Raw genomic sequence first — 22,257 nt, 5'->3', positions numbered from 1 at the left:
GGCATGAAGGACTCCAAGGTGATCGTGGCGATCAACAAGGACGAGGAGGCGCCGATCTTCCAGGTAGCCGACTATGGCCTGGTGGCGGATCTCTTCGACGCCCTGCCGGAGCTCGAGCAGAAGCTCTGATAACGATCGTGATCTTCCAGGTCGCGCTCTCGATGAGCTGCGGCCTGGTAGCTGACCTGTTCGACGCCCTGCCGGAGCTCGAGCAGAAGCTCTGAACGCGATCGTGATCTGCCAGGTCGCGTTCTCGATGAGCCGCGGCCTGGTAGCTGACCTGTTCGACGCCCTGCCGGAGCTTGAGCAGAAGCTCTGATAACGATCGTGATCTTCCAGGTCGCGCTCTCGATGAGCTGCGGCCTGGTAGCTGACCTGTTCGACGCCCTGCCGGAGCTCGAGCAGAAGCTATAATTGTCTGCTTTTTCAGGCTCGAAATCGGAAGCCGGCTCCTTGTGGAGCCGGCTTTCTGCTATTGGGCAGGGCTCCTGCTGGACGGCTTCGTATCGTCTAGAGTAGGGTGAGTCGACGCACCGGCGGTGCTGGTCAAGAAAAATCTGGCCGGGGTGGTTGAAGTTACCGACCGATGGCCGCACCTATAGTGATTGCAGGACAAGAATTGCAGTGTCTGCAAAGCCACCAAAAGGAGATGATCAACATGGCACATACCCTCCCTGACCTTCCGTATGCCTACGATGCGCTCGAGCCGCATATCGATGCGCTGACCATGGAGATCCACCATTCCCGTCACCATCAGACCTACGTCAACAACCTGAACGCTGCCCTCGAAGGCACCGGCCTGGAAGGTGTGCCGGTCGACGAGCTGCTTGCCGATCTGGACAAGGTGCCGGCCGAGAAGCGTCAGGCGGTCATCAACAACGGTGGCGGTCACTCGAACCACTCCATGTTCTGGCAGATGATGTCACCCAATGGTGGCGGTCAGCCCAAGGGCAAGGTGGGCGAGGCCATCGAGAGCGAGCTGGGTGGCTTCGAGGCGTTCAAGGATGCCTTTACCAAGGCCGCACTGGGTCGTTTCGGCAGCGGCTGGGCCTGGCTCAGCGTGACCCCCGAGAAGAAGCTGGTGGTGGAAAACTCCCTCAACCAGGACAGCCCGATCTCCAACGGCAACACGCCGGTGCTGGGGCTGGACGTGTGGGAGCATGCCTACTACCTGAAGTTCCAGAACAAGCGTCCGGACTATATCGCTGCGTTTTTCAACGTGGTGGATTGGGATGAAGTCGAGCGTCGCTACCAGGCTGCCACTGCCTGATCGACCACTTCCCGGTCTGACAAACAGCGCCGCGGCCCCTGGGGCCGCGGCGCTGTTGTATGGGTACCCCTCCGGGCAGAATCGCATTGCCTCTCTGCTGTACTGCTTGCCCCTCGCCCCTCGCCCCTCGCTCCTCGCCCCTCGCTCCTCGCCCCTCGCCCCTCGCCCCAAAGGCGCTATCTAGGCTGTCAAACTCTTGTGTTTGAAGGGTCTATATAACACAACATGTGGTATTTCAAGGGTGACAGTTTCTATATATGGTGTATCCTTTCCTCCGTAGTCACCATATATAGTTTCTTTCCTCAGGGAGTATCGCCATGGAGATCAAGGTCTATACCCGTCCAGCCTGCCCGCAGTGCACGGCTACCTGTCGCACCCTGGAGCGCCAGGGGATCGATTACCGCCTGATCGACCTGGATCGTGATCCGGAGGCTCGCGATCGCGTCATGGCGCTGGGGCACCGCCAGCTGCCGGTCGTGGTAGCCGGTGATGAGCACTGGTCCGGTTTTCGCCCAGACCGACTCGGCGGCCTGACGCCGGCATGAGCGAGGCGCCGTTGAGGAGTGTTCCGCCGGAACTGATCTATTTTTCGACACGCTCCGGCAACACCCATCGCTTTATTCAGAAGCTGGAGCTGTCGGCCCGGCGTATTCCCCTTGAGCGTGGTGCTCGGGCTCTGTTGGCAACACGTCCCTTCGTGCTGGTGACACCTACCTATGGCGGTGGTGGGGCGAAGGGGGCGGTGCCGGCGCCGGTGATCCGTTTTCTCAATGATTCCGACAATCGGGCGCTGCTGAAGGGCGTGATCGCCGCCGGCAATACCTGTTTTGGCGCCGCCTACGGCCTGGCAGGGCGCATCATCGCCAACAAGTGCGGTGTTCCCCTGCTCTATCGATTCGAGTTGCTGGGCACGGACGATGACGTGACCCGGGTTCGCAAGGGAGTGAGAGAGTTTTGGACACGACAATCCTGACCCAGCCGCCTCGCCAGGCGGAGAGTGATGCGGGGCGCAAGCTGGATTACCACGCCTTGAACGCCATGCTCAACCTGTATGACGATGAAGGACGGCTGCAGTTGGCGCGCGACCGCGAAGCGGTACGCGAGTACTTTCTTCAGCACGTCAATCAGAACACGGTGTTCTTCCACTCGCTGAAGGAGAAGCTCGACTACCTGGTGGAGAACCAGTACTACGAGCCTCAGGTGTTGGCGCAGTACGATGCCGACTTTATCAAGGCGCTTTTCGAGCAGGCCTATGCCTGGAAGTTTCGCTTCCCGAGCTTTCTCGGCGCCTTCAAGTACTACACCAGTTATACGCTGAAGACCTTCGATGGACGCCGCTACCTGGAACGCTTCGAGGATCGGGTCTGCATGGTGGCCCTGGCCCTGGCTCGTGGTGATGAGACGCTGGCCCGGTCGCTGGTGGATGAGATCATCGCCGGTCGCTTCCAGCCGGCTACCCCGACCTTCCTCAACGCCGGCAAGCGTCAACGTGGTGAGCTGGTGTCGTGCTTCCTGCTGCGCATCGAGGACAATATGGAGTCCATCGGCCGGGCCATCAATTCGGCCCTGCAGCTCTCCAAGCGTGGGGGAGGGGTGGCGCTGCTGTTGAGCAATATCCGTGAGGCAGGCGCGCCGATCAAGCATATCGAGAACCAGTCGTCGGGCATTATCCCGATCATGAAGCTGCTCGAGGATGCGTTCTCCTATGCCAACCAGCTTGGTGCACGCCAGGGGGCCGGGGCGGTCTATCTCAATGCCCACCATCCCGATATCCTGCGTTTTCTCGACACCAAGCGCGAGAATGCCGATGAGAAGATCCGCATCAAGACGCTGTCATTGGGGGTGACGATTCCCGATATCACCTTCGAGTTGGCCAAGCGCAATGAGCCGATGTACCTCTTCTCGCCCTATGATGTGGAGCGGGTCTACGGCATGCCCTTCGGTGACATTTCTGTGACCGAGAAGTACCGCGAGATGGTCGACGATTCCCGTATTCGCAAGACCAAGATCAATGCCCGGGCTTTCTTCCAGACCCTGGCCGAGGTGCAGTTCGAATCCGGCTATCCCTACGTGATGTTCGAGGATAACGTCAACCGCGCCAACCCCATCGCCGGGCGCATCAATATGAGCAACCTCTGCTCGGAGATCCTGCAGGTCAATACGCCCAGCGAGTTCAACGACGACCTCGGCTACCGTCGGGTGGGGGAGGATATCTCATGCAACCTGGGGTCGCTGAATATTGCCCGGGTGATGGATTCAGGTGATATCGGCAGCAGTGTCGAGGTCGCCGTACGTGGCCTCACCGCGGTGGCCGAGATGACGGAGATCGCCTCGGTGCCCTCGATCGCCAACGGCAATGCTCTGTCCCGGGCGATTGGTCTTGGGCAGATGAACCTGCACGGCTTCCTGGCCAGGGAGCATGTCCACTACGGCTCGCCAGAGGCGCTGGATTTCACCAGCGTCTACTTCGCCTGTGTGGCCTATCACGCCCTGCGCGCATCCAACCGGCTTGCCATTGAGCGCGGTGAAAGTTTTTCCGGTTTCGCGGCGTCGGAATACGCCAGCGGAGTCTTCTTCGACAAGTACACCGAACGCGACTGGCTGCCGCGGACCGAGCGCGGCCAGGCACTCTTCGCGAGTGCCGGCATCGCGCTGCCGACACGCGACGACTGGGCGGCGCTCAAGGCGTCGGTCATGGCCCATGGGCTCTATAACCGCAACCTTCAGGCGGTGCCGCCCACCGGCTCGATCTCCTACATCAATCACGCCACCTCCAGCATTCACCCGGTGGCCTCGCCCATCGAGATTCGCAAGGAGGGCAAGCTCGGACGCGTCTACTACCCGGCCCCCTATCTCGATGACGACAATCTGGCCTACTACCGAGACGCCTACGAGATCGGCCCCGAGGCGATCATCGATACCTACGCCGCCGCCTCCGAGCACGTTGACCAGGGGTTGTCGCTGACGCTGTTCTTCCCCGATACCGCGACGACCCGGGATATCAACCGGGCCCAGATCACCGCCTGGCGCAAGGGTATCAAGACCCTCTACTACGTGCGCCTACGCCAGAGTGCCCTGGAGGGCACCGAGGTAGAAGGCTGTGTCTCCTGCACACTCTAAGGGATTGCTTAACATGTCGATGACTGCCAAACGACTCACCCGCGTGGATGCCATCAACTGGAACCGCCTGCAGGACGACAAGGACCTGGAGGTGTGGAACCGTCTGACCAGCAACTTCTGGTTGCCGGAAAAGGTGCCGCTCTCCAATGATATCCCGTCCTGGAACACCCTGAGCGAGCCCGAGCGTCGGCTTACCATCCGTGTCTTCACCGGCCTGACCCTGCTCGATACCATCCAGAGCAGCGTGGGCGCGCCGATGCTGATGCCTGACTCCCGCACCCCCCACGAGGAGGCGGTTTACGCCAATATCACCTTCATGGAGGCGGTTCATGCGCGCTCCTACAGCTCGATCTTCTCCACGCTTTGCACCACTCGGGAGGTAGACGATGCCTTCCGCTGGAGCGAGGAGAATTCGGCGCTGCAGCGCAAGGCCGAACTGGTGCTGGAGCGCTACTGGGCCGAGGACCCGCTGATGCGCAAGGTGGCCAGTGTCTTCCTGGAGTCGTTCCTGTTCTACTCGGGCTTCTACCTGCCGATGTACTGGTCCAGCCACGCCAAGCTGACCAATACCGCCGACCTGATTCGCCTCATCATTCGCGACGAGGCGGTGCACGGCTATTACATCGGTTACAAGTTCCAGCAGGCCATGGCCGACGCGACGCCTGAGCGCCAGGAGGAGGTCAAGGCCTACGCCTATGAGCTGATGCTGGCCCTCTATGAGAACGAGGTGGCCTATACCGAGCTGCTCTACGACGAGGTCGGGCTTACCGAGGACGTCAAGAAGTTCCTTCACTACAACGCCAACAAGGCGCTGATGAACCTGGGCTTCGATGGGCTCTTTCCCCAGGAGGTGTGTGACGTCGACCCGACCATTCTCGCCGCACTCTCCCCGGGTGCCGACGAGAATCACGACTTCTTCTCCGGTTCGGGCTCCTCCTATGTGGTCGGCCGCACCGAGGCCACCGAAGACGAGGACTGGGCCTTCTAGCGCGACTGCCTCGCTCTTCCTGGGGTGGAGGGGTGGGGCTATCTCCCGCGGTTGGCCGGATAACGGAGTGCTTCGGATCTCTATTCGAGACGCGACTTACTCGGCGCTTAGCCAGTAGCGCAGCCGCTGCATGGGGCCTGGCTGTGAGCGGGCCTGGCGCCCCTCCAGCCTGGCAATTGTCTCCTGCAGTGGCGTTCGGATGGCCTGCAGGTGATGTAGACAGAGGCGTTTTCCGAGGGCGCCGGGGCATTGCGCCAACAGCAGTCCGGCATGATAGACCGCCGTGCCCAGTGACTCGGCCATCTCGGGTACCCCCTGGGCATCTCGGCGGCAGCGCTCCAGTTCGCTGGTGAGCAGGGTGAGGGTACGGGCATCCAGCCAGCAGGGCGTATCATCACCCTGTGTCTGCGCATTCACTCGTTCCTGGAGCTCCCGAAAGGAGACCTCGAGGAAGATGCAGTGGTAGCGGAGCTGGGGAGAGGATGACATGATGGGTAACTCTTATTTGATATTAATTATTATTCTCTTTGGGTGTGAGGGACCTGTCAAGGTAGCGTCAGGCTGGATTATCTCTTGTGCGCGACTCTCGCAGGTTCCAGCAAAGCCAGCGTTTGCCATGGAGGTCGGTCTAGCGAGGCGGCGCTACAGCCGTCGCAGCCCCCACATGAAGTAGGCGCCGCCGAGCAGCGAGGCGACGAGCCCCGCGGGGATCTCCTCCGGGAACAGCAGCTGGCGGCCCAGGGCATCGGCCAGCACCATCAGCAGGGCGCCGGTGAGGGCGGCCCCGAGAAGGTGCGCCCGGGCCCGGGCGAAGCCCAGCAGGCGGGCCATGTGCGGGGCCAGCAGGCCGACGAAGGAGAGCGGTCCCACCACCAGGGTGGCCCCGGCGGTGAGCAGCGCCACCATCAGCAGCAGCGCCAGTCGCGCGCGGGCCAGGGGCAGCCCCAGGGCCGCGGCGGTGGCGCCGCCCAGCGGCAGGATGTCGAGCCAGCGCGCCAGCGGCGCGGCGACCAGGACCAGCAGCAGGGCCGCGCCGGCCACCATCACTGCACTGATCGGGTCGACGTAGTAGGTGGAGCCGGAGAGCCAGGCGATCACCTGCTGGCCGCGGGGATCGCCGCCGGCCTGCACCACGCCCTTGACTGCCTCGAACAGGGCGGTGATCGCCACCCCGGTCAGCAGCAGCCGTTCCGGCTGGAAGCCGCTCTTTCGGTTGAGGCCCACCAGCACCGCCAGGCTGGCCAGCGCCCCCAGGGTGCCGGCGGCCACCAGGGTCAGGTTGCCGGGGGCGGGCAGCAGAAAGATGGCGCCCATCAGGGCGATGGCGCTGCCGCCGCTGATGCCCAGCACCTCGGGGCTGGCCATGGGGTTGGCGGTGAGCCGCTGGATCAGGGTGCCGGCCAAGGCCAGCATCACCCCGCAGCCGGCGGCGGCCAGCGCCCGGGGCGCGCGCCACTGCAGCACGCCCCAGTCGGTCGGCGCGGCCCACTGCCAGCCGTCGGGCCCCTGGCCGGCGAGCACCGCGACCGCCCCCACGCCCACTAGGGCGATGGCGAGCCCGCCGGCCAGCCGCCCGGGCGCCGGATGGCGATGGCCGAGGGCCCGCGCCTCGCGGGGAGGCGTCGCGCCGCCGAGGCGCAGTCGCGGGATCAGCCACAGCAGCAGCGGCGCCCCCAGGGCCGCGGTGGTGGCGCCGGTGGGGATCAGGGTCGGCAGGTGCCCCGAGACGCGCTGCAGCGCCAGGTCGGTGGCGGCCAGCAGCAGGGCGCCGAGCAGCGTCGACCAGGCGAGCCGCGCGCCCAGGCGTCGTGCGCCGGCCAGGCGCACGATATTGGGCGCGGCCAGGCCGATGAAGCCGACGATCCCCACCGCGCTCACCACGCAGCCGGTGAGAAAGACCGCGAGTCCGAGGCCGGCGAGACGCAGATGCTTGAGGGAGACGCCGAGGCTCCGGGCGCCGGCCTCGTCGAGGGCGAGGACCGCCAGGGGGCGCAGCAGCAGCCAGGCGAGCAGGGCGCCGACCGCCAGGCGCGGCGCCAGGAAGGCGACGTCCTGCCAGCCGTTCTGGTTAAGCGACCCCGCCCCCCAGATCAGCAGCCCCTTGAGCGCCTCCTGATGGAAGAGCAGCAGCACCATGGAGAGGGCCCCGAAGTAGAGGTTCACCACCAGTCCGCCGAGCACCACCACCACCGGCGCCAGGCCCCGCCGCCAGGCCAGGGCGAAGACCAGGCCCATGGCCAGGCCGCCGCCGGCCAGCGCCACCCACTCCCGCCCGAGCCCCAGCAGGCCCGGGGCCATCAGCGAGGCGGCCATCAGCGCCAGGTTGGCGCCGCTCGCCACGCCCAGGGTGGTGGGGGCGGCCAGCGGGTTGCGCAGCACCTGCTGCATCAGCACCCCGGCGAGCGCCAGGCCGCCGCCGGCGAGCAGCGCCATGGCGAGGCGCGGCCACCAGGCGTAGTGCAGCACCAGCGTCTCGGCCGTTTCAGCAGGCAGCGAGGCGCGGAGCAGCGCGGCGAACCCGGCGCCCAGGCCGGGGCCGGCGAGCAGGTGGTCGAGGGCGAGGGCCAGCACGCCGAGGGCCAGCGGCAGGCAGAGCCAGGCCGGCGTCAGCCGGGGGCGGCAGGGAGGGCGAGAGGCGAGGGCATCAGGCGGCATCGTCGGGCTCCATTGCGTTCACCAGCTGCTCGGCGAAGCGCTCGGCCGAGGGCAGGGCGCCGAAGCTCCAGATCGGCGGCAGCACGATGGGTTCCCCGCGGCTCGCCTCGACCAGGTGGCCCCAGAGGCCGCCGGCGTTCAGGCGCTCGCGGACCCCGGCGGGATAGGGCTTCACCACCACCAGGCGGGCGTCGAGGCCGGCCAACGCCTCGATGCCCACCAGCGAGAAGCCCCAGGCGTTGGTGGAGCCGGTCCAGGCGTTCTCCAGCCCCAGCCGATCGAGCACCGCCTGGTAGAGTCCGTTCTCGCCGAAGACCCGCACGTGGCGGCCATCCATAAACTGCACCACCAGCAGGGGAGGCGCCTCGTCATCCAGCCGTCCTTGCAGGGCGTCGAGCCGGGCCTCGGTGTCGGCGATCAGTCGCGTCGCCGCCACGGGGCGCTCGACCATCTCGCCGAGCGAGCGGGTTAGCTCGCGCATCTCCGACCAGGTGTCGCGTCCGGGACTGTAGAGCGGCAGCGACGTGACCGGGGCGATGTGCGCAAGACGCGGCGCGAGGTTGGCGAACATCGGCGAGATCAGGATGCGCTTCGGCGCGAGGCTCGCCAGAAGTTCCAGGTTGGGCTGGCTGCGCAGCCCCAGGTCGACGGTCGAGCTGGGCAGGGCCGGCTCGCCGACCCAGGCGTGGTAGGCCTCGACCTGGGCGACGGCGGCGGGGGGCGCGTCGAGCGCGACCAGCGTCTCGGCCAGGGTCCAGTCAAGGGTGGCGAGGCGCGGCGCATCGGCCGGGGTCGCGGCGGCGACCAGCGCGGCCATCAGGCCGGCGAGCCACGTCAGGGCGCGTCGAGGGCGGGGCACGGGCGTCTCCAGGGGGGCAAGGGCGGTTTCCAGGGCGGTTTCAAGGGCAATGGAGAGCGGGGCTAGTGGGCGATGGCGACGCGGTGCTCGCCGGACGGGTGGGCCATGACGTGCATGGGGATGCCGTAGATGGCCTTCAGGGTCTCGCCGTTCATCATCTCCTCGGGCGTGCCCTGGGCCAGCAGGCGGCCGCCGTGCAGGGCCACCAGGCGGTCGCAGTAGCGCGAGGCCATGTTGATGTCGTGCAGCACGATGATCACGCCGAGGCCGAGCTCCCGACACAGCCGACGGGTCAGTGCCAGCACCTCCACCTGATGGGCGACGTCCAGCGCCGCCAGGGGCTCGTCGAGGAGCAGGAAGCGGCTGCCCTGGGCGAGCAGCATGGCCAGCCAGACCCGCTGGCGCTCGCCGCCGGAGAGGGTGTCCACCTGGCGCTCGGCGAAGGGCTCGGTATGGGTCAGGGCCAGGGCCCGGTCGATGGCCGCCTCGTCCTCGCGGCCGCGGCGGCCCAGCAGCCCGCGCCAGGGGTAGCGGCCGAAGCCCACGAGCTCGCGGACGGTGAGGTTGTCGGCGGCGGGCAGATGCTGGGGCAGGTAGGCGACCCGACGGGCGAAGGCGCGATGTCCCCAGGCGGTCATCGGCTCGCCGTTCAGACGAAGCTCGCCGCGAGTGGCGGCCTGCTGGCGGGCCAACAGCTTGAGCAGGGTCGACTTGCCCGAGCCGTTGTGGCCGATCAGGCCGTGGATACGACCCTCCGCGAAGCTCAGGTCGATGGGATGCAGCAGGCACTGGCCGTTGATCTCGAAGGAGGCGGCGCGCGTTTCGATCATGGGAACATCTCCTCCTCGTTTGGACCGGTGATCGTGAATGAGAGTCGCGGTGGCCGGGTCAGAAGTTGTAGCTGACCGTCGCCTTGACGCTGCGCTCGGCGCCGAAGTAGCAGAAGTCGAGGTCGCTGCAGCCGGCGACATACTCCTCGTCGAGCAGGTTGCTGACGTGGACTTGCGCGGAGACGCCTTCGAGGCCCAGGTCGTAGCCCAGGGTGGCGTCGACCAGGGTGTAGTCGGGCACCTTCTCGGTGTTGGCCTCGTCGGCGTAGATGTCGGCGTAGTAGCGAACCCCGAGCCCCGCCTCCAGGCCGGCGAGCATGCCCTGGCGGAAGGCGTACTGCCCCCACACCGAGGCCTGGTGGCGCGGCACCCAGTTGTCAGTATTGCCCTCGTTGGCATCGCCGGTCTTTTCGAGGGTCACGTCGGTGTAGCTGTAGCCGGCCTGCAGGCGCAGGTTATCGGTCAGCCGGCTATGCGCCTCCAGTTCGATGCCCTGGGATTCGATCTCCCCGGTGGCCCGGAAGAAGTTCTCGCTGGCGCGCTTGGTGGCCAGGTTCTCCTGGGTGATATGGAAGAGCGCCACGCTGTAGCGATCCTGCGAGTCGGCCGGCTGGTACTTCAGGCCCGTTTCCACCTGCTCGCCCTGGGAGGGTTCGATCAGGTCGCCGTTCCGGTCGACGGCGGCATTGGGGCTGAAGGAGGTGGTGTAGCTGGCGTAGGGCGCCAGGCCGTTGTCGAACAGGTAGAGCACTCCAGCGCGACCGCTGAACTGGGTGTCGTCCAGTTCACTCTCGGAGCCGCTATCGCGGTCGGTGTTGCTGACATCGACCCAGTCATGGCGGCCGCCCAGGTTCAGTCGCCAGTTCCCCAACGCCAGCTGGTCCTGGAGATAGACGCCGGTCTGCTCCAGCTCGCGTTTCTGGCGCACGTCCGGGTAGAAGGCGGTGGGTTCGGCGCCGTACTCAGGGGCGAAGGCATCGATGGTTGGGAACATGGCCGAGCCCCAGACGACGTCATTGTCGCGCTGCTGGTAGTCGACGCCGGCCAGCAGGGTGTGTTCGGCGGTCCCGGTGGTGAGATGGGCCTCGAGCTGGTTGTCCACCGCCAGGGCCTCGAGCGACTCGTCGCCGCTGGAGAAGTAGCGGTTGAGCTCGGTGTCGCTGGCCCAGCCGAAGGCATAGACCTGCTCCAGCTCGACATCGGACTCGGTGTAGCGCAGCGTCTGGCGGCCAGTCAGGGCGTCGTTGAAGCGGTGCTCCAGCTCGTAGCCCACCATGGTCTGCTCGCGCTCGAACGAATCGTAGTCTTCTTCGCCCTCGAAGAAGGTATTGGCGATGCGACGGCCATTGCGATCTTCCACCGTGCCCTCGAAGGGCAGCCCGGCGTGATAGCCGCCTTCCGGGTCCTTGTGCAGGTAGGCGTGCAGGGTGAGGCTGGTAGCGTCGGTGACGTCCCAGCTCAGCTGGGGAGCGAAGGCGTAGCGCTCCTCTTCCACCGGGCCGAACTGGGTGTCGGCGGCGCGGGCCAGGCCGGTCAGGCGGAAGGCGACGCGGCGCGCGTCATCCAGCGGGCCGGTGAGGTCGAAGGCGGCGCTGCGCTGGGCGTTGTTGCCCGCGCCCAAGCGCAGCTCGCCGCTCTCCTCGAATTCGGGGCGCTTGCTGGTCTGGGCCACCAGGCCGCCCGGGGAGGCGCGACCGTAGAGCACCGAGGCGGGGCCCTTGACCACCTCGATCCGTTCCAGGAACCAAGGATCGATGACCAGCGAGCTGAAGGAGCCGCCGTCGCTCATCACCTTGAGGCCGTCGAGGAAGGTGTTGCTGACGCTGCCGTCGGTGAAGCCACGCAGCACCAGATAGTCGTAGCGGTTGGAGGCGCCGATCTGATTGGTATAGACGCCTGGCGTGTAGTCGGCGGCGCGCTGCACGGTCTCGGCGCCGCGGGCCTCCCACTCCTCGTTCTCGATCACCGAGATCGACTGCGGCGTCTCGTTGAACGGCGTCTCGGTTTTGGTGGCGGCCTGGGCGGTGACGGTCAGGGTGGAGAGCAGCTCGGCCTCTTCGGCGTGGGCCGTCAGGGCAATGCTTGCGGCGGTGAGCGACACCGCCAGCACCAAGGGACGTGGAGTCGGCATGAAGGATTCCTGTGATAAGACCAAGTGACTTCAGGTAATGAGAATTATTACCTTTTGTCTGGTGCCTGAGGTATGCGCGGTGATCACCCTGTTATGCGGGATGCTCAGCTCGTTTCGTGAAGGGAACTCGGCGGGTAGCCGAAGCGACGGCGGAAGGCGGTGGCGAAGTTGCTGGCGTGACGATAGCCGCAGAAGTGGGCCGCCTGCTGCACGCTGAAGCCTTGCTCCAGGTAGTCGTGGGCCAGCGCCAGCCGGCACTCGCGCAGGTAGTCGAACACCGAGTGGCCATAGGCCGCGCGGAACTTTCGCCTGAGGCTTGCCGGGCTCATGGCGGCCAGCTCGGCCAGGGTGGTCAGGCGGTGTTCGCCGGCCGGTTGGTCGTGCAGGGCGGCGCGGACCCGCTCCAGGCGCTGGCGTTCCTGAGGCGACAGCGTGGGAGCGGGGGACGGCGTCGGATCGTCGACGCGGCCTCCGTGGGCCAGCAGTTGCAGGCTCAGTCCCTCGAGCAGCAGACGCTGAGCCTCGCCCGGCAGCGGCGTGGTCAGCTCCTGCTCCAGGCCCTGGCGCAGTGGCTCGGGTAGTTGCCAGGCACGCAGGTGGGAAGCGGCAGGCGCCGGGGCGCTCATGCCCAGCCGCGCCAGGCAGGCGTCGTCGAGGCTCAGGGTCAGGGCACGCAGGCGCTGGCCGGCGGGCTGGGAGGCGGCCAGGCCACAGTCGGCCTCCAGCCGCAGGCTTAGTGCCATGCCGGCGGTCAGCGTCAGGGTGCGGTGCGCGAGGCTGACGTCGGCACGGCCCTCCAGCATGACCACGATCGACAGCGGCGAGGCTGCCCGGGAGTAGGATTCATAGCGGTGCAGCACCTCCACGTCGGAGGCGACCAGCTGCATGCCCGGGCGTGGCGCGAACTCGCGCACCACCCCACGCACCACCGGCGCCTCGGCTCGGGGGGAGAGGTCGGGGGTCCGATAGTCGAGCCCGTAGCGCCGGCCATAGGCCTGCAGGTCGCGCGCGGTGTGCTGGCGCACCTGAGATGTGATGACGCTCATCCGGCCGCCTTGGCGGCGCTGGCGGTGCGCCGGCATCCCAGCGGGCAGTTGGCGCAGTAGCCCAGCTCGTCGATCAGGTAGCGGATGCAGCACAGTCGGCGCACCCGGGCGGGCTGGTCCGATTTGGTCGGTGTGACGTAGCGCACCGGTCGATAGAGCGGGTTGCGGCGGCCGTCGGTCAGTGTTCGGCTCTCCATCAGCGCCCGGGCGGGCTCGGCCACCCCCGACGACGCCATGGGGTGATCGGCCAGGGCGCCGGCAAAGTACTCGAAGTAGTTGCCGGCGTTGCTCCAGAACACCCTGGGCGAGGCTCCGGTGGCTGAGGCCAGGGCATCGACCAGCGGCGTCAGATGGCCGTCAAGCAGTGTGGCGAAGCGGAAGCTGGGAGCCCGTGTGGTCAGGGGGCGGCCGGCATCGCGCAGAATCAGGCCGGTGGTCTGTCCCTCGGGCGACTGCTCGAGGTGCAAGTCATCCAGCCCCAGCGGCAGGTCGCGCTCCAGCAGCAGGTTGGCGGCCAGGCCGTGGGCCGCCAGGGCGCTGAAGTGCCACTTGGACCACAGCGAGGCCACCGCGCGGCGGTCGCCGTGACCGTACCGGGCGCCAAAACGCGTGAACAGCGCGTCCAGGTAGGCTGGGTCAAGCAGGTTCCGGGCGGGCAGGGTGTCGGCCTCGGGAGCCATTGAGACCCGCGGAGGAGGAAGACTCCTCAACGGGCCAATATAGAGCGGCGAGAGGGTGTGAGGCATGGTGTCCATCGGAAAGGTTATCGACCATGTCAGGGGTGTCTCGACCCTGATAGTCGTAGCGAGGCAGTGATACACTTGAGACTTATTATCATTAATTTTTAAGGGTTTTCAATGATTGATAACTATTATCACTTGTGAGAGCATCCGCTCGCCATTCGTCACGGAACCAGGGAGCCTGACGTGAAGAGGATTCGATCAACTCTGATAGGGGGGGCGGCCGCCCTGCTGCTTGTTACCCCCCCGTTGATGGGGCAGGAGCTGGTAGAGGAAGCCAGCGAGGCCCAGCGTGCTCAGGCCGAGTTGCAGGTGCGCATCGATGCCGCCGATGACGCCAGTCGCGAGATGCTGGTCGAGCTGCGTCGCCTGGAAGCCGAGACGCGACGCCTCCGGGCGGACAGCGAGAGCCTGGCGCCGCGTCTCGAGCGCCAGGCCGAGCGTCTGGCGACCCGCGAAGCGGCCCTGGACGCCCTGGCCGAGACGCGTGAAGCCTTGCCGGCGGTCGAGCAGGGGTTGTTGTCGCGGTTGAGGGCCTGGGTGGAGGCCGACCTGCCCTTCCTGAAACAGGAGCGTCTGGCTCGGGTCGAGGGGCTCGTGAATGGCATGGCAGACCCCGATCTCTCCACGGCGGAGCGCCTGGACCGCACCCTGGCCGCCTGGCGCGCCGAGCTGGACTATGGCCGCGAACTCGATGCCTGGCGCGGCATCCTGAAGGAGGGGGAGGTGCGCCGAGAGGTGGACTTTTTCCGCCTGGGACGCGTAGGGCTCTATTATCTGACGCCCGATGGACATCAAGGCGCCGTCTGGCGCTCGGACGAGCAGCGCTGGCAACCGTTGGCTGAGGCCGAGCGTGTCGAACTGCGCCACGGGCTGCGTATCGCTCGCGAACAGCGGGCGCCGGAGCTGCTTACCCTGCCGGTCTCCCACCCGGTGACGCCGGTCGACGCGGAGCACGCCTTATGAACACCTGGAGCAAGAGCAAGACCAGCCTGAGGGGCGTCGCGGCACTGATTCTGGGAGCCATGCTGGTAACGACGGTGCTGCCCGCCGCGGCGCAGAGTGATCCTCTCGCTACCCTGCGCGCCGAGCGAGAAGCAGCAGAAGCCCGGGATGCCGCGCGGCTGGCCGAGCTGGTCGAGGACCGTGATGCACTGGAAGCGGCCCTGGAGGAGGCCCGACAGCTTCATGCCGAGGCCGAGTCGCGCCATGTCGAGCTCGAATCACGTCAGGCCGAGTTGGAGTCTCGTCGAGAGGCCCTCGATAGCCGCCAGGCCGAGCAGAGCGACGACCTGACGGCGGTGTTGGCCGTACTGGCTCGCCATAGCGGAGAGCTGCGTGATGCCCTCGCCGAGAGCTGGCTTACCGTGGGCGGCGCCGAGCTGCCGCCGCGACTGAATGACGTCGAGGTGTTGCGCCCCGAGCACCTCGAGAGGCTTGCCGACTCCCTTATCGCCCTGACGGTCGAGACCGGCCGCATACGCGCCTTCGAGGCGCCGGTGGCCGCCAGCAGTGGTGAGATCGCCCCCCGCGAGGTCGTGCGCCTGGGGAATCTGGCAGCCTTCGGCGCCGGGGAGCTGCTCGAACGCGGCGCCGAAGAGGGCGTATTGGCCACGGTGACGCGTACCCCCAATGAGGTGGCCCAGCAGCTTGCCGCCTTCCAGGCAGGCGAGGGCGAGCGCATTGCCCTGGACCCGACCGGCGGGCAGGTGATCGAGGCCCTGGCGCAGCGCCCCAGCCTGCAGGAGCGCTTCCAGCAGGGGGGCGTCGTCGGCTATGTGGTGGTGGGCCTGGGCGCCTTTGGCCTGCTGGTGGCGCTGTTGCAGTATGGCTACCTGCTCAGCGTCACCGTGGCACTACGTCGTCAACTAATGACGCTGGATGAACTGCGTGATGACAATCCCCTGGGCCGTGTTTTGCTGCGCTTCCGGGCGCTTTCCGATGCCCCCATGCCCGAAGCGCTGGAGGCACGTCTCGACGAGGCGGTGCTGGCCGAGCTGCCGCGGCTCGAGCGAGGACAGCCACTGGTCAAGCTGCTGGCCGCGGTGGCTCCTCTGCTGGGGTTGCTGGGCACCGTCACCGGGATGATCGTGACCTTCCAGGCCATCACCGTCTTCGGCACCGGCGACCCACAGCTGATGGCGGGCGGCATCAGTCAGGCACTGGTGACGACCGTGCTGGGGCTGATCACCGCGGTGCCCCTGCTGTTTGCCCACACCGCCCTGGCCGGCCGCAGTCGTCAGCTGGCCGGCGTGGTGGAGGGGCAGGCCAGTGCCGCCCTGGCCGAGCGACTGGAGCATCGCCGATCCGCCATTACCGCCAAGGAGAAAGGGTCGCATGCTGCCGCTATGGCTTGAGCCCCTGACACGGCTGATTGACGCCGGTGGCGTCGTGTTGGTGGGCATCGCCGCCGTGGCGGCGCTGCTGTTCAGCCTGGCGCTGGAGCGGGTGCTGTTCTTTCGATTCACCTATCGGCGTGCTCGGCGCAGGCTGGTTCGGCGCTGGGCGCAGCGCGCCGACCACCATAGCTGGAGTGCCCTGACCGTTCGCGAGGTGTGGGCCCGCGAACTGATCACCCGGCTGCGCCGGCCACTGCCCTGGCTCAAGTTGCTGGTGGCGCTCTGCCCGCTGTTGGGTCTGCTGGGCACCGTCACCGGGATGATTGCCGTCTTCGATAGCCTGGCGCTGAGTGATACCAGCCAGGCGCGCGCCATGGCCGACGGCGTGGCTCGGGCCACGCTGCCGACCCTGGCGGGCATGGCGGTGGCGGTGGTGGGGCTGCTGTTTACCACTCGGCTGGAACAGGTCATTCGGCGCGAGGATCAGCGGCTGCATGACCGACTGGCCCGTGCCGTGGAGGAGAACGATGCGTAGACGACGTACGCTTGCCGGTGATGCCGGGGATAGCGGTGAGATCAATCTGACCCCGATGCTCGACGTGGTCTTTATCATGTTGATCTTCTTTATCGTGACCACCAGCTTCATCAAGGAGAGCGGGGTGGAGATCGACCGCCCCGAGTCCAGTGCCGCCTCGCCCCGGCCGGATGCCCAGCTGATGGTGGCCATCACTCCCGAGGGGGCGGTGTGGGTCGATGGCGAGCCGGTAGATGTCCATCGCGTCGGCAACGCCGTGGCGGCGCTGGTCAGTGATGAAGGGGGCGTGGTGATCCAAGCCGACCGGGAGTCGACCACCGGGCTGCTGATCGAGGTGATGGATCGTATCCGTCAGGCCGGTGTGGACAATGTCGCCGTGGCGGCGACCAGAGGGGCGTCATGAGGCGAGCCTTACTCTCGGTGCTGGCCGGTGCCGGCATGGCGCTGTTGCTGTTCTGGCTGCTGGCGTTGCTGGTCTCGCCCCCTGAGCCGGATATCGAGGTACAGGAGATGCGCCTGACGATGACAGAGCTGGCATCGGCACCGGAGCCCGAAGCGGCTGAATCTGTCAGCGAGCCCCCTCCCGTGATGCCGCCTGCCGCCACGCCACCGCCACTGCCGGAGCCGTCCCCCTTGCCGAACACCGCACTGGCTCTGCCCGAACCGGAGCTGCCGGCCGAGGAGCCGGCGCCGGTCGAGCTGGACAGCTCACTTCCCGAGCTGGCCGAGGCGCCCCCCGATCCGGCGCCTGAACCGCCGCCGCCCGAGCCGCGCCAGCAGCCCCGAGCGGAGCCGACCCCGACACCGGCCCCCGCGCCTGCGCCCACTTCGTCCCCTTCCTCGGCGGCAAGGAGTCCCGCCGAGACGGTGGCCAAGCCCGTCAGCCGCGAGCCGGTCGACGTCGGCCAGATCGCCCCCACCAGTCGTGTGCCACCCGAGTATCCGTCTCGGGCCCAGCGCCGTGGTCTCGAGGGGTATGTCGAGCTGCAGTTCGTCATTCGTTCTGACGGCAGCGTGGATCCGGGCAGCATTCAGGTGCTCTCGGCGCGACCCACCAATGTCTTCGACAAGGCGGCGCGCCGGTCGGTGTCGCGCTGGCGCTTCGAGCCGGCCCAGGGGCTGCGGCGAGCGCGCCAGCGCCTGGAATTTCAGCTGAGATGAGTCGCGAGGAGTCTCCCATGCGCCACACCCTGCTCTCTGTTTCCGCTCTGCTGCTCTGTTGGCTGGTGGGCGTTTCGCTGGCTCAGGCTGCCCCTCCACTCAAGGCCAGCTTTATCGACGACCTCCAGCAGCTTGAGGCGGCACTCCAGGAGGGGGAGGCCGCGGCGGTGGAGGCGCGTGCCCTGGCGCAGGCGCGGCGTTTGGCCGGTGGCAATGCCGGCGACCGCTGGGCGCGGGCTCTCTATCTGCAGCTGGCCGCCGGCGCCGCGTCGCGGCAGGATGAGCCGGCCCGAGCGGCCGAGCTTCTCGCCGAGGCACGCGGTGTCGAGGGCATCGAGGCAGAGCACCATGATCGCTGGCTGCGCGACGAGGCACGTCTGCGGCTGGCCGCCGGCGATCGCGAGCGGGGGAGTGAGCTGCTGGCGGGGTGGCTGGGTCGTCATGCAGGCGAGCCTCGCGATCACTGGCAATTGGTGCGTTCCCTGGCACAGCTCGAGCGCTGGGAGGAGGCCGCCGAACGAGTGCAACAGGCGCGGAAGCTGGCGCCGCAGCTCGACGATCGCCAGCGTGCCCTGGCCGGTGCCGTGCTGCGACGCGCCGGCCGGGGCAAGGCGGCGCTCTCCCTGCTCGGAGCCGGGCTGACCGAAAGCCGCGACCCGGCGCACTGGCGCGAGGCGGCGGCTCTGGCTCAGCGGCTTGGGGAGGCCGGGAGAGCGGCCGCCATCTGGGAAGCGGGCTGGCGTGCCGGTGTGCTGAGCGGTGAAGAGGATCTGCGCCGATTGATCGAGTTGCACCTCGCCGGCGGCACCCCGGCGCGTGCCGCCGAACATCTCGAGGCGGCCCTGGCGTCGGACGAGCTGATGGATAACGAGGCGAATCGACGCCTGCTGGCCCAGGCCTGGGAGCGCGCTCGCGATCGCGGGCGCGCACTGAAAGCCTGGCGAGATGTGGCGCAGCGCAGCGGTAAGGCCGATGACTGGTCGCGGCTCGACCGGCTGGCTAATGCCTGGGGGCGTGACGAGGCGGCGGAAGAGTCCTTACGGCTCCTGCTGCACCCCGTCGATCTCGCGCACAAAGGGCGGTAGCGAGTCGAGCAGCGCCCGGCCGTAGCGGCGCGTCAGCACGCGTCGGTCGAGCAGGGTGATGCGGCCGTGGTCCGCCTCCTTGCGGATCAGGCGGCCACAGGCCTGTACCAGCTTGATGGAGGCGTCGGGCACGCTGATGCGCATGAAGGAGTTGCCGCCCCGGCTCTCGATCCACTCCGCCAGGGTGGCACCCACCGGATCATCGGGCACCGCGAAGGGCAGCCGGGTGATCACCACATGGGTAAGATAGTCCCCCGGTAGGTCGATGCCCTCGGCGAAGCTGGCCAGCCCGAAGATGATGCTGCCTTCACCGGCATCCACGCGCTTGCGATGACGGTTGATCAGTTCGCGCTTGGGGAGGCGGTCCTGGGCCAGTACCCGTTTGGCCAGATCCTTGGGCAGTGCCTTTTCCACGGCGCGGAGTTGGGCCCGGGACGAGAACAGCATCAGCACCGCCTCCTGGCGTTCGAGTCCGTTGACGAAGTCGACGATGGCCCGCTCGTGTCCCTCGCGGTCGGCCGGGTCGACGGCCTCCCTGGGGACGCTGAGCACCGCCTTCGAGTAGTCGAAGGGGCTTGGGAGTCGCTGGTAGCGGTAACGATTGGCGAGGCCGGCGCGCTCCTGCAGGCGCTCGAAACGCCCCAGGGCAGTAAGCGTCGCGGAGGTGACCACGGCGCCGAAGGTGGTGCCCCACAGGCTCTTGGCCAGGGTGTGGGCGGCCGAGACGGGACTCGCCGAGAAGGTCAGCTCGGGTTCGCCGCCGACATGCTCCAGGGTCAGCCAGCGGGCCCGTGGTGGCTCACCCTCGGGGTCCACCTCGGTAAAGGCCTGCCACAAGGCGTGGGCCTCCAGGGCGCGGCCATGCAGCAGCGCCACCAGCGGTAGCCACGCCTCGGCTGCCTCTCGCGGCAGCCCGGTGTGCTTGTCGGGGTCGAGGCTCTCGCGCAGGATATCGGCCATGCTCTCGAGGATGCGGGAGAGCTCGGCAAACAGCGTGACCAGTGCCGCGGCATGATCGCGCAATGCCTCGGGAGCTCGCCCCATCTCGAAACGGTGCTGGTGAATCTCCTCGCCGTCACCAAGCCCCTGAGGGCGTCCGGCGAGCTGGTGGCCCAGCGCGAAGGCCTCCCCCAGCCGGGGTTCGGCGGCATCCATCGCCTGGGGGAGGCTGGCCAGCAGCCGCGCCAGGGTGGCTTGCCCCCCCAGGGCGGCATTGAGCTCGGTGAGCGACTTCCTGAGATTGCGGAGCCAGCGCAGGCCCGCGTTCACGCCGAAGCGATAGGTAAAGTGGTTGAGGGCCTTGTCGGGCAGATGGTGGCCTTCGTCGAACACATGGATGCAGTCACCCGGGTCGGGCAGCACCACACCCCCCCCCAGGGAGAGGTCGGCCAGCACCAGGTCATGATTGGCGACGATGATGTCGGCCTGCTCCATATCGCGGCGGGCGCGGAAGAAGGCGCAGGCCCCGAAGTGGCCGCAGCGACGATTGGTGCATTGCCGGTGGTCCACGGTGAGGCGACGCCAGTGCTCGTCCTTGATCGCCTCGGGCCAGCTGTCGCGGTCACCCTCCCAGCGGCCATTGCCGTAGGCATCGCCCATCGCCTTGACCAGCGCCTGGAAGTCGTCGCCACCGCTGTCGAGCGCCTGCTCGAACATCGACAGGGTAGGGTTCTCCTCGCCGCCGTCGAGCGCCTGGTCGAGTCGTGCCACGCAGACATAGCGGCCACGCCCCTTGGCCAGGGCGTAGCGGAAGTCGATACCGCTATGGGCCTTGAGTGCCGGCAGATCCTGGTGCAATACCTGCTCCTGCAGCGCCACGGTGGCGGTGGAGAGCACCAGTCGCTTGCCGCGGGCCTTGGCCACCGGCAGGGCGGCCAGCAGGTAGGCGAGGGTCTTGCCGGTGCCGGTGCCGGCCTCGAGCACACAGACATGCTCATCGCTGACGCGCTTGCCGGTCTCATCGGCCTCGATGCCCCCCAGGGTGCGGGCGATCTCGGCGATCATCAGTCGCTGACCGTAGCGGGGCGTGAGACCCAGGCCCTCCAGCGCATGGCGGTAGGCGGTCTGAATCTCGCCTTTCAAGGCCTCGTCAAGCATATCTGTCCAAGCGTTTAAAGCAGCCCTTCGGGCGGATGCTCGCAGGGCAGCTTGTCGTCGATATAGCGCTCGATCTCGGGGAGCGAGAAGGCGTCCTCTTCGCCCACGAAGCTGATGGATACCCCCTTGGCGCCGGCGCGGCCGGTGCGGCCGATGCGGTGGACGTAGTCCTCCGGGTCCTCCGGCAGGGTGTAGTTGATGACGTGGCTGACATCCTCGATATGGATGCCACGGCCGGCCACATCGGTGGCCACCAGTACCTGGATCTCACCGGCACGGAACTTCTCGAGGGTCTCGATGCGCTGATTCTGGGGAACATCGCCGGAGAGCATGGCCACGTCGATGCCTGCCTTGCGCAGCAGATCATCGAGCTTGCGAACCAGGTCGCGGCGGTTGCCGAACACCATCACCCGGTCAAAGCTCTCCTGCTGGAGCAACTTGACCAGCAGGCGTTGCTTCTCCGCATCGCCGACCATATAGACCCGCTGGTCGATGTCGGCGGCGTTGTCGACGGTGACGGCGATCTCGACATGGGCCGGCTCATGGGTCCACTGGCTGGCCAGCTGAAGGATATCCTCGGTGAAGGTGGCCGAGAACAGGAAGGTCTGGCGCTCCTCCTTCTTCGGCGTATGGCGGATGATCCGCTTGACGTCGGGGATGAAGCCCATGGAGAGCATGCGGTCGGCTTCATCGAGGACCAGCACCTCGACCTGGGTGAGGTCGACATCGCGCTTCTGATGGAAGTCGAGCAGACGACCCGGGGTGGCCACCAGGATATCGAGCTTGCCTTCGAGGGCCTCGCGCTGCTTCTGGTAGTCCATGCCACCCACGACGCTGGCCACCTTGAGGTCGGTAAAGCGTGCCAGGGCCTTGGCGTCCTTCTCGATCTGCAGGGCGAGCTCGCGGGTCGGGGCCACGACCAGCGCGCGGGGTGCGCCCGGCTTCTGGCCATTGGGGCGCTCCTCCTCGAGGAAGTAGGCCAGGATCGAGATCAGGAAGGCGGCGGTCTTGCCGGTGCCGGTCTGGGCCTTGCCGACGATATCACCGCCGAGCAGGGTGTGGTCGAGGGCCTCGGCCTGGATCGGGGTGCAGTACTCGAAGCCCAGCGCGTGGATGGCGCGCATCAGTGGCAGGGGCAGGTCGAAGTCGTGAAAGCGCCACTTGCCGGCCACCGGGGTGACCTGGAACTGGCGCAGATCCCAGTTCGACTGGCGACGGCGTGGCTTGCGACGACGACGCTTGGGCTTGTGGTTCTCGGCCGGGGCCGTGGTCTGTTCCGACTCGCTCATAGGCTTGCTGTCTTTCCGTGTCGATAGGGTAGTCATGTCATGCAAACGGGTATTGTACCAGTCTATGCGACGAAGGGCGCGTCTCACCGCGCAGGGCTGATAGAATGCGCGT

At 67.1% G+C, this 22,257-nt stretch carries 20 protein-coding genes and 1 pseudogene; 12 read left to right on the top strand and 9 right to left on the bottom strand.

Annotated elements, in window-relative coordinates:
- The 6 genes and pseudogenes from E0702_RS19940 to nrdF form a co-directional block, all read left to right on the top strand.
- Positions 1–129 (top strand): annotated as a pseudogene (locus E0702_RS19940) (electron transfer flavoprotein subunit alpha/FixB family protein); the annotation flags it as partial.
- A gap of 529 nt (positions 130–658) precedes the next feature.
- A complete protein-coding gene (locus E0702_RS11690; protein WP_132044039.1) occupies positions 659–1,270 on the top strand; it encodes a superoxide dismutase in 612 nt (203 codons plus the stop codon).
- A gap of 317 nt (positions 1,271–1,587) precedes the next feature.
- Positions 1,588–1,815, top strand: a complete 228-nt coding sequence (gene nrdH / locus E0702_RS11685; RefSeq protein ID WP_132044037.1) for a glutaredoxin-like protein NrdH — start codon at positions 1,588–1,590, stop codon at positions 1,813–1,815.
- Positions 1,812–2,243 carry a class Ib ribonucleoside-diphosphate reductase assembly flavoprotein NrdI gene (nrdI, locus tag E0702_RS11680; RefSeq protein ID WP_132044035.1) on the top strand — a complete coding sequence of 144 codons (432 nt, stop codon included), beginning with the start codon at positions 1,812–1,814 and terminating at the stop codon, positions 2,241–2,243. The genes nrdH and nrdI overlap by 4 nt, the downstream gene beginning before the upstream one ends.
- Positions 2,225–4,390 (top strand): class 1b ribonucleoside-diphosphate reductase subunit alpha, encoded by a 2,166-nt coding sequence (gene nrdE / locus E0702_RS11675; protein ID WP_132044033.1) that lies wholly within the window; start codon positions 2,225–2,227, stop codon positions 4,388–4,390. The genes nrdI and nrdE overlap by 19 nt, the downstream gene beginning before the upstream one ends.
- Before the next feature lie 13 nt (positions 4,391–4,403).
- Positions 4,404–5,378 carry a class 1b ribonucleoside-diphosphate reductase subunit beta gene (gene nrdF, locus E0702_RS11670; RefSeq protein WP_439952330.1) on the top strand — a complete coding sequence of 325 codons (975 nt, stop codon included), beginning with the start codon at positions 4,404–4,406 and terminating at the stop codon, positions 5,376–5,378.
- Positions 5,379–5,474: 96 nt separating this feature from the next.
- Here the strand turns inward: nrdF and E0702_RS11665 are convergent, their stop codons facing one another.
- The 7 genes from E0702_RS11665 to fhuF form a co-directional block, all read right to left on the bottom strand.
- On the bottom strand, positions 5,475–5,867 hold the full coding sequence (locus E0702_RS11665; RefSeq protein ID WP_132044031.1) for a hypothetical protein: 393 nt from the start codon (positions 5,865–5,867) through the stop codon (positions 5,475–5,477).
- 153 nt (positions 5,868–6,020) lie between these two features.
- Positions 6,021–8,033, bottom strand: coding sequence for a Fe(3+)-hydroxamate ABC transporter permease FhuB (fhuB, locus tag E0702_RS11660; RefSeq protein WP_132044029.1), 2,013 nt, complete (start codon positions 8,031–8,033; stop codon positions 6,021–6,023).
- Complete coding sequence (locus E0702_RS11655; RefSeq protein ID WP_132044057.1) at positions 8,023–8,850, bottom strand: ABC transporter substrate-binding protein; 828 nt, start codon at positions 8,848–8,850, stop codon at positions 8,023–8,025. The genes fhuB and E0702_RS11655 overlap by 11 nt, the downstream gene beginning before the upstream one ends.
- Before the next feature lie 104 nt (positions 8,851–8,954).
- On the bottom strand, positions 8,955–9,722 hold the full coding sequence (locus E0702_RS11650; protein ID WP_132044028.1) for an ATP-binding cassette domain-containing protein: 768 nt from the start codon (positions 9,720–9,722) through the stop codon (positions 8,955–8,957).
- Between the two features lie 58 nt (positions 9,723–9,780).
- Positions 9,781–11,853, bottom strand: a complete 2,073-nt coding sequence (locus E0702_RS11645) for a TonB-dependent siderophore receptor (protein ID WP_132044026.1) — start codon at positions 11,851–11,853, stop codon at positions 9,781–9,783.
- A gap of 104 nt (positions 11,854–11,957) precedes the next feature.
- Entirely contained in the window at positions 11,958–12,899 is a 942-nt protein-coding gene (locus E0702_RS11640; protein WP_132044024.1) for a helix-turn-helix transcriptional regulator, read from the bottom strand.
- Positions 12,896–13,645: a siderophore-iron reductase FhuF gene (gene fhuF, locus E0702_RS11635; protein WP_132044022.1), complete on the bottom strand. Its 750-nt coding sequence runs from the start codon at positions 13,643–13,645 to the stop codon at positions 12,896–12,898. The genes E0702_RS11640 and fhuF overlap by 4 nt, the downstream gene beginning before the upstream one ends.
- A gap of 180 nt (positions 13,646–13,825) precedes the next feature.
- On the opposite strand from fhuF, the gene E0702_RS11630 reads away from it, so the two are divergent.
- The 6 genes from E0702_RS11630 to E0702_RS11605 are packed head-to-tail and all read left to right on the top strand — an operon-like array spanning position 13,826 to position 18,759.
- On the top strand, positions 13,826–14,605 hold the full coding sequence (locus tag E0702_RS11630; RefSeq protein WP_240721727.1) for a DUF3450 domain-containing protein: 780 nt from the start codon (positions 13,826–13,828) through the stop codon (positions 14,603–14,605).
- A complete protein-coding gene (locus tag E0702_RS11625; RefSeq protein WP_132044020.1) occupies positions 14,602–15,996 on the top strand; it encodes a MotA/TolQ/ExbB proton channel family protein in 1,395 nt (464 codons plus the stop codon). Before E0702_RS11630 ends, E0702_RS11625 begins: the two co-directional genes overlap by 4 nt.
- The gene (locus E0702_RS11620) at positions 15,977–16,513 is read left to right on the top strand and encodes a MotA/TolQ/ExbB proton channel family protein (RefSeq protein ID WP_132044018.1); all 537 of its coding nucleotides are present in this window, start codon (positions 15,977–15,979) and stop codon (positions 16,511–16,513) included. Before E0702_RS11625 ends, E0702_RS11620 begins: the two co-directional genes overlap by 20 nt.
- Positions 16,506–16,916: an ExbD/TolR family protein gene (locus E0702_RS11615; protein ID WP_132044016.1), complete on the top strand. Its 411-nt coding sequence runs from the start codon at positions 16,506–16,508 to the stop codon at positions 16,914–16,916. The genes E0702_RS11620 and E0702_RS11615 overlap by 8 nt, the downstream gene beginning before the upstream one ends.
- The gene (locus tag E0702_RS11610) at positions 16,913–17,674 is read left to right on the top strand and encodes an energy transducer TonB (RefSeq protein ID WP_132044014.1); all 762 of its coding nucleotides are present in this window, start codon (positions 16,913–16,915) and stop codon (positions 17,672–17,674) included. The genes E0702_RS11615 and E0702_RS11610 overlap by 4 nt, the downstream gene beginning before the upstream one ends.
- Before the next feature lie 17 nt (positions 17,675–17,691).
- Entirely contained in the window at positions 17,692–18,759 is a 1,068-nt protein-coding gene (locus E0702_RS11605) for a hypothetical protein (protein ID WP_132044012.1), read from the top strand.
- Here E0702_RS11605 and dinG read toward each other — a convergent pair.
- Together dinG and rhlB are read right to left on the bottom strand one after the other, a co-directional pair.
- On the bottom strand, positions 18,712–20,856 hold the full coding sequence (dinG, locus tag E0702_RS11600) for an ATP-dependent DNA helicase DinG (protein ID WP_132044010.1): 2,145 nt from the start codon (positions 20,854–20,856) through the stop codon (positions 18,712–18,714). The genes E0702_RS11605 and dinG overlap by 48 nt on opposite strands.
- 14 nt (positions 20,857–20,870) lie before the next feature.
- Positions 20,871–22,145: an ATP-dependent RNA helicase RhlB gene (gene rhlB, locus E0702_RS11595; protein WP_237561967.1), complete on the bottom strand. Its 1,275-nt coding sequence runs from the start codon at positions 22,143–22,145 to the stop codon at positions 20,871–20,873.
- Positions 22,146–22,257: the final 112 nt, after the last annotated feature.

The organism is Halomonas marinisediminis, from assembly GCF_004347715.1.
In the GTDB taxonomy this organism is placed as follows: Bacteria; Pseudomonadota; Gammaproteobacteria; order Pseudomonadales; family Halomonadaceae; genus Halomonas; species Halomonas icarae.
The sequence above is the reverse complement of the archived record's forward strand: the minus strand, read 5'-3'. Positions and strand labels throughout refer to the sequence as shown.

Coding starts and splice junctions, on each gene's coding strand:
- E0702_RS11665 (WP_132044031.1), bottom strand. CDS start 5,867: ATGTCATCCTCTCCCCAGCTCCGCTACCACTGCATCTTCCTCGAGGTC.
- E0702_RS11650 (WP_132044028.1), bottom strand. CDS start 9,722: ATGATCGAAACGCGCGCCGCCTCCTTCGAGATCAACGGCCAGTGCCTG.
- E0702_RS11645 (WP_132044026.1), bottom strand. CDS start 11,853: ATGCCGACTCCACGTCCCTTGGTGCTGGCGGTGTCGCTCACCGCCGCA.
- nrdF (WP_439952330.1), top strand. CDS start 4,404: ATGTCGATGACTGCCAAACGACTCACCCGCGTGGATGCCATCAACTGG.
- E0702_RS11615 (WP_132044016.1), top strand. CDS start 16,506: ATGCGTAGACGACGTACGCTTGCCGGTGATGCCGGGGATAGCGGTGAG.
- E0702_RS11690 (WP_132044039.1), top strand. CDS start 659: ATGGCACATACCCTCCCTGACCTTCCGTATGCCTACGATGCGCTCGAG.
- nrdH (WP_132044037.1), top strand. CDS start 1,588: ATGGAGATCAAGGTCTATACCCGTCCAGCCTGCCCGCAGTGCACGGCT.
- E0702_RS11610 (WP_132044014.1), top strand. CDS start 16,913: ATGAGGCGAGCCTTACTCTCGGTGCTGGCCGGTGCCGGCATGGCGCTG.
- E0702_RS11655 (WP_132044057.1), bottom strand. CDS start 8,850: ATGGCCGCGCTGGTCGCCGCCGCGACCCCGGCCGATGCGCCGCGCCTC.
- E0702_RS11625 (WP_132044020.1), top strand. CDS start 14,602: ATGAACACCTGGAGCAAGAGCAAGACCAGCCTGAGGGGCGTCGCGGCA.
- nrdI (WP_132044035.1), top strand. CDS start 1,812: ATGAGCGAGGCGCCGTTGAGGAGTGTTCCGCCGGAACTGATCTATTTT.
- fhuB (WP_132044029.1), bottom strand. CDS start 8,033: ATGCCGCCTGATGCCCTCGCCTCTCGCCCTCCCTGCCGCCCCCGGCTG.
- dinG (WP_132044010.1), bottom strand. CDS start 20,856: ATGCTTGACGAGGCCTTGAAAGGCGAGATTCAGACCGCCTACCGCCAT.
- rhlB (WP_237561967.1), bottom strand. CDS start 22,145: ATGAGCGAGTCGGAACAGACCACGGCCCCGGCCGAGAACCACAAGCCC.
- E0702_RS11640 (WP_132044024.1), bottom strand. CDS start 12,899: ATGAGCGTCATCACATCTCAGGTGCGCCAGCACACCGCGCGCGACCTG.
- E0702_RS11620 (WP_132044018.1), top strand. CDS start 15,977: ATGCTGCCGCTATGGCTTGAGCCCCTGACACGGCTGATTGACGCCGGT.
- fhuF (WP_132044022.1), bottom strand. CDS start 13,645: ATGCCTCACACCCTCTCGCCGCTCTATATTGGCCCGTTGAGGAGTCTT.
- E0702_RS11605 (WP_132044012.1), top strand. CDS start 17,692: ATGCGCCACACCCTGCTCTCTGTTTCCGCTCTGCTGCTCTGTTGGCTG.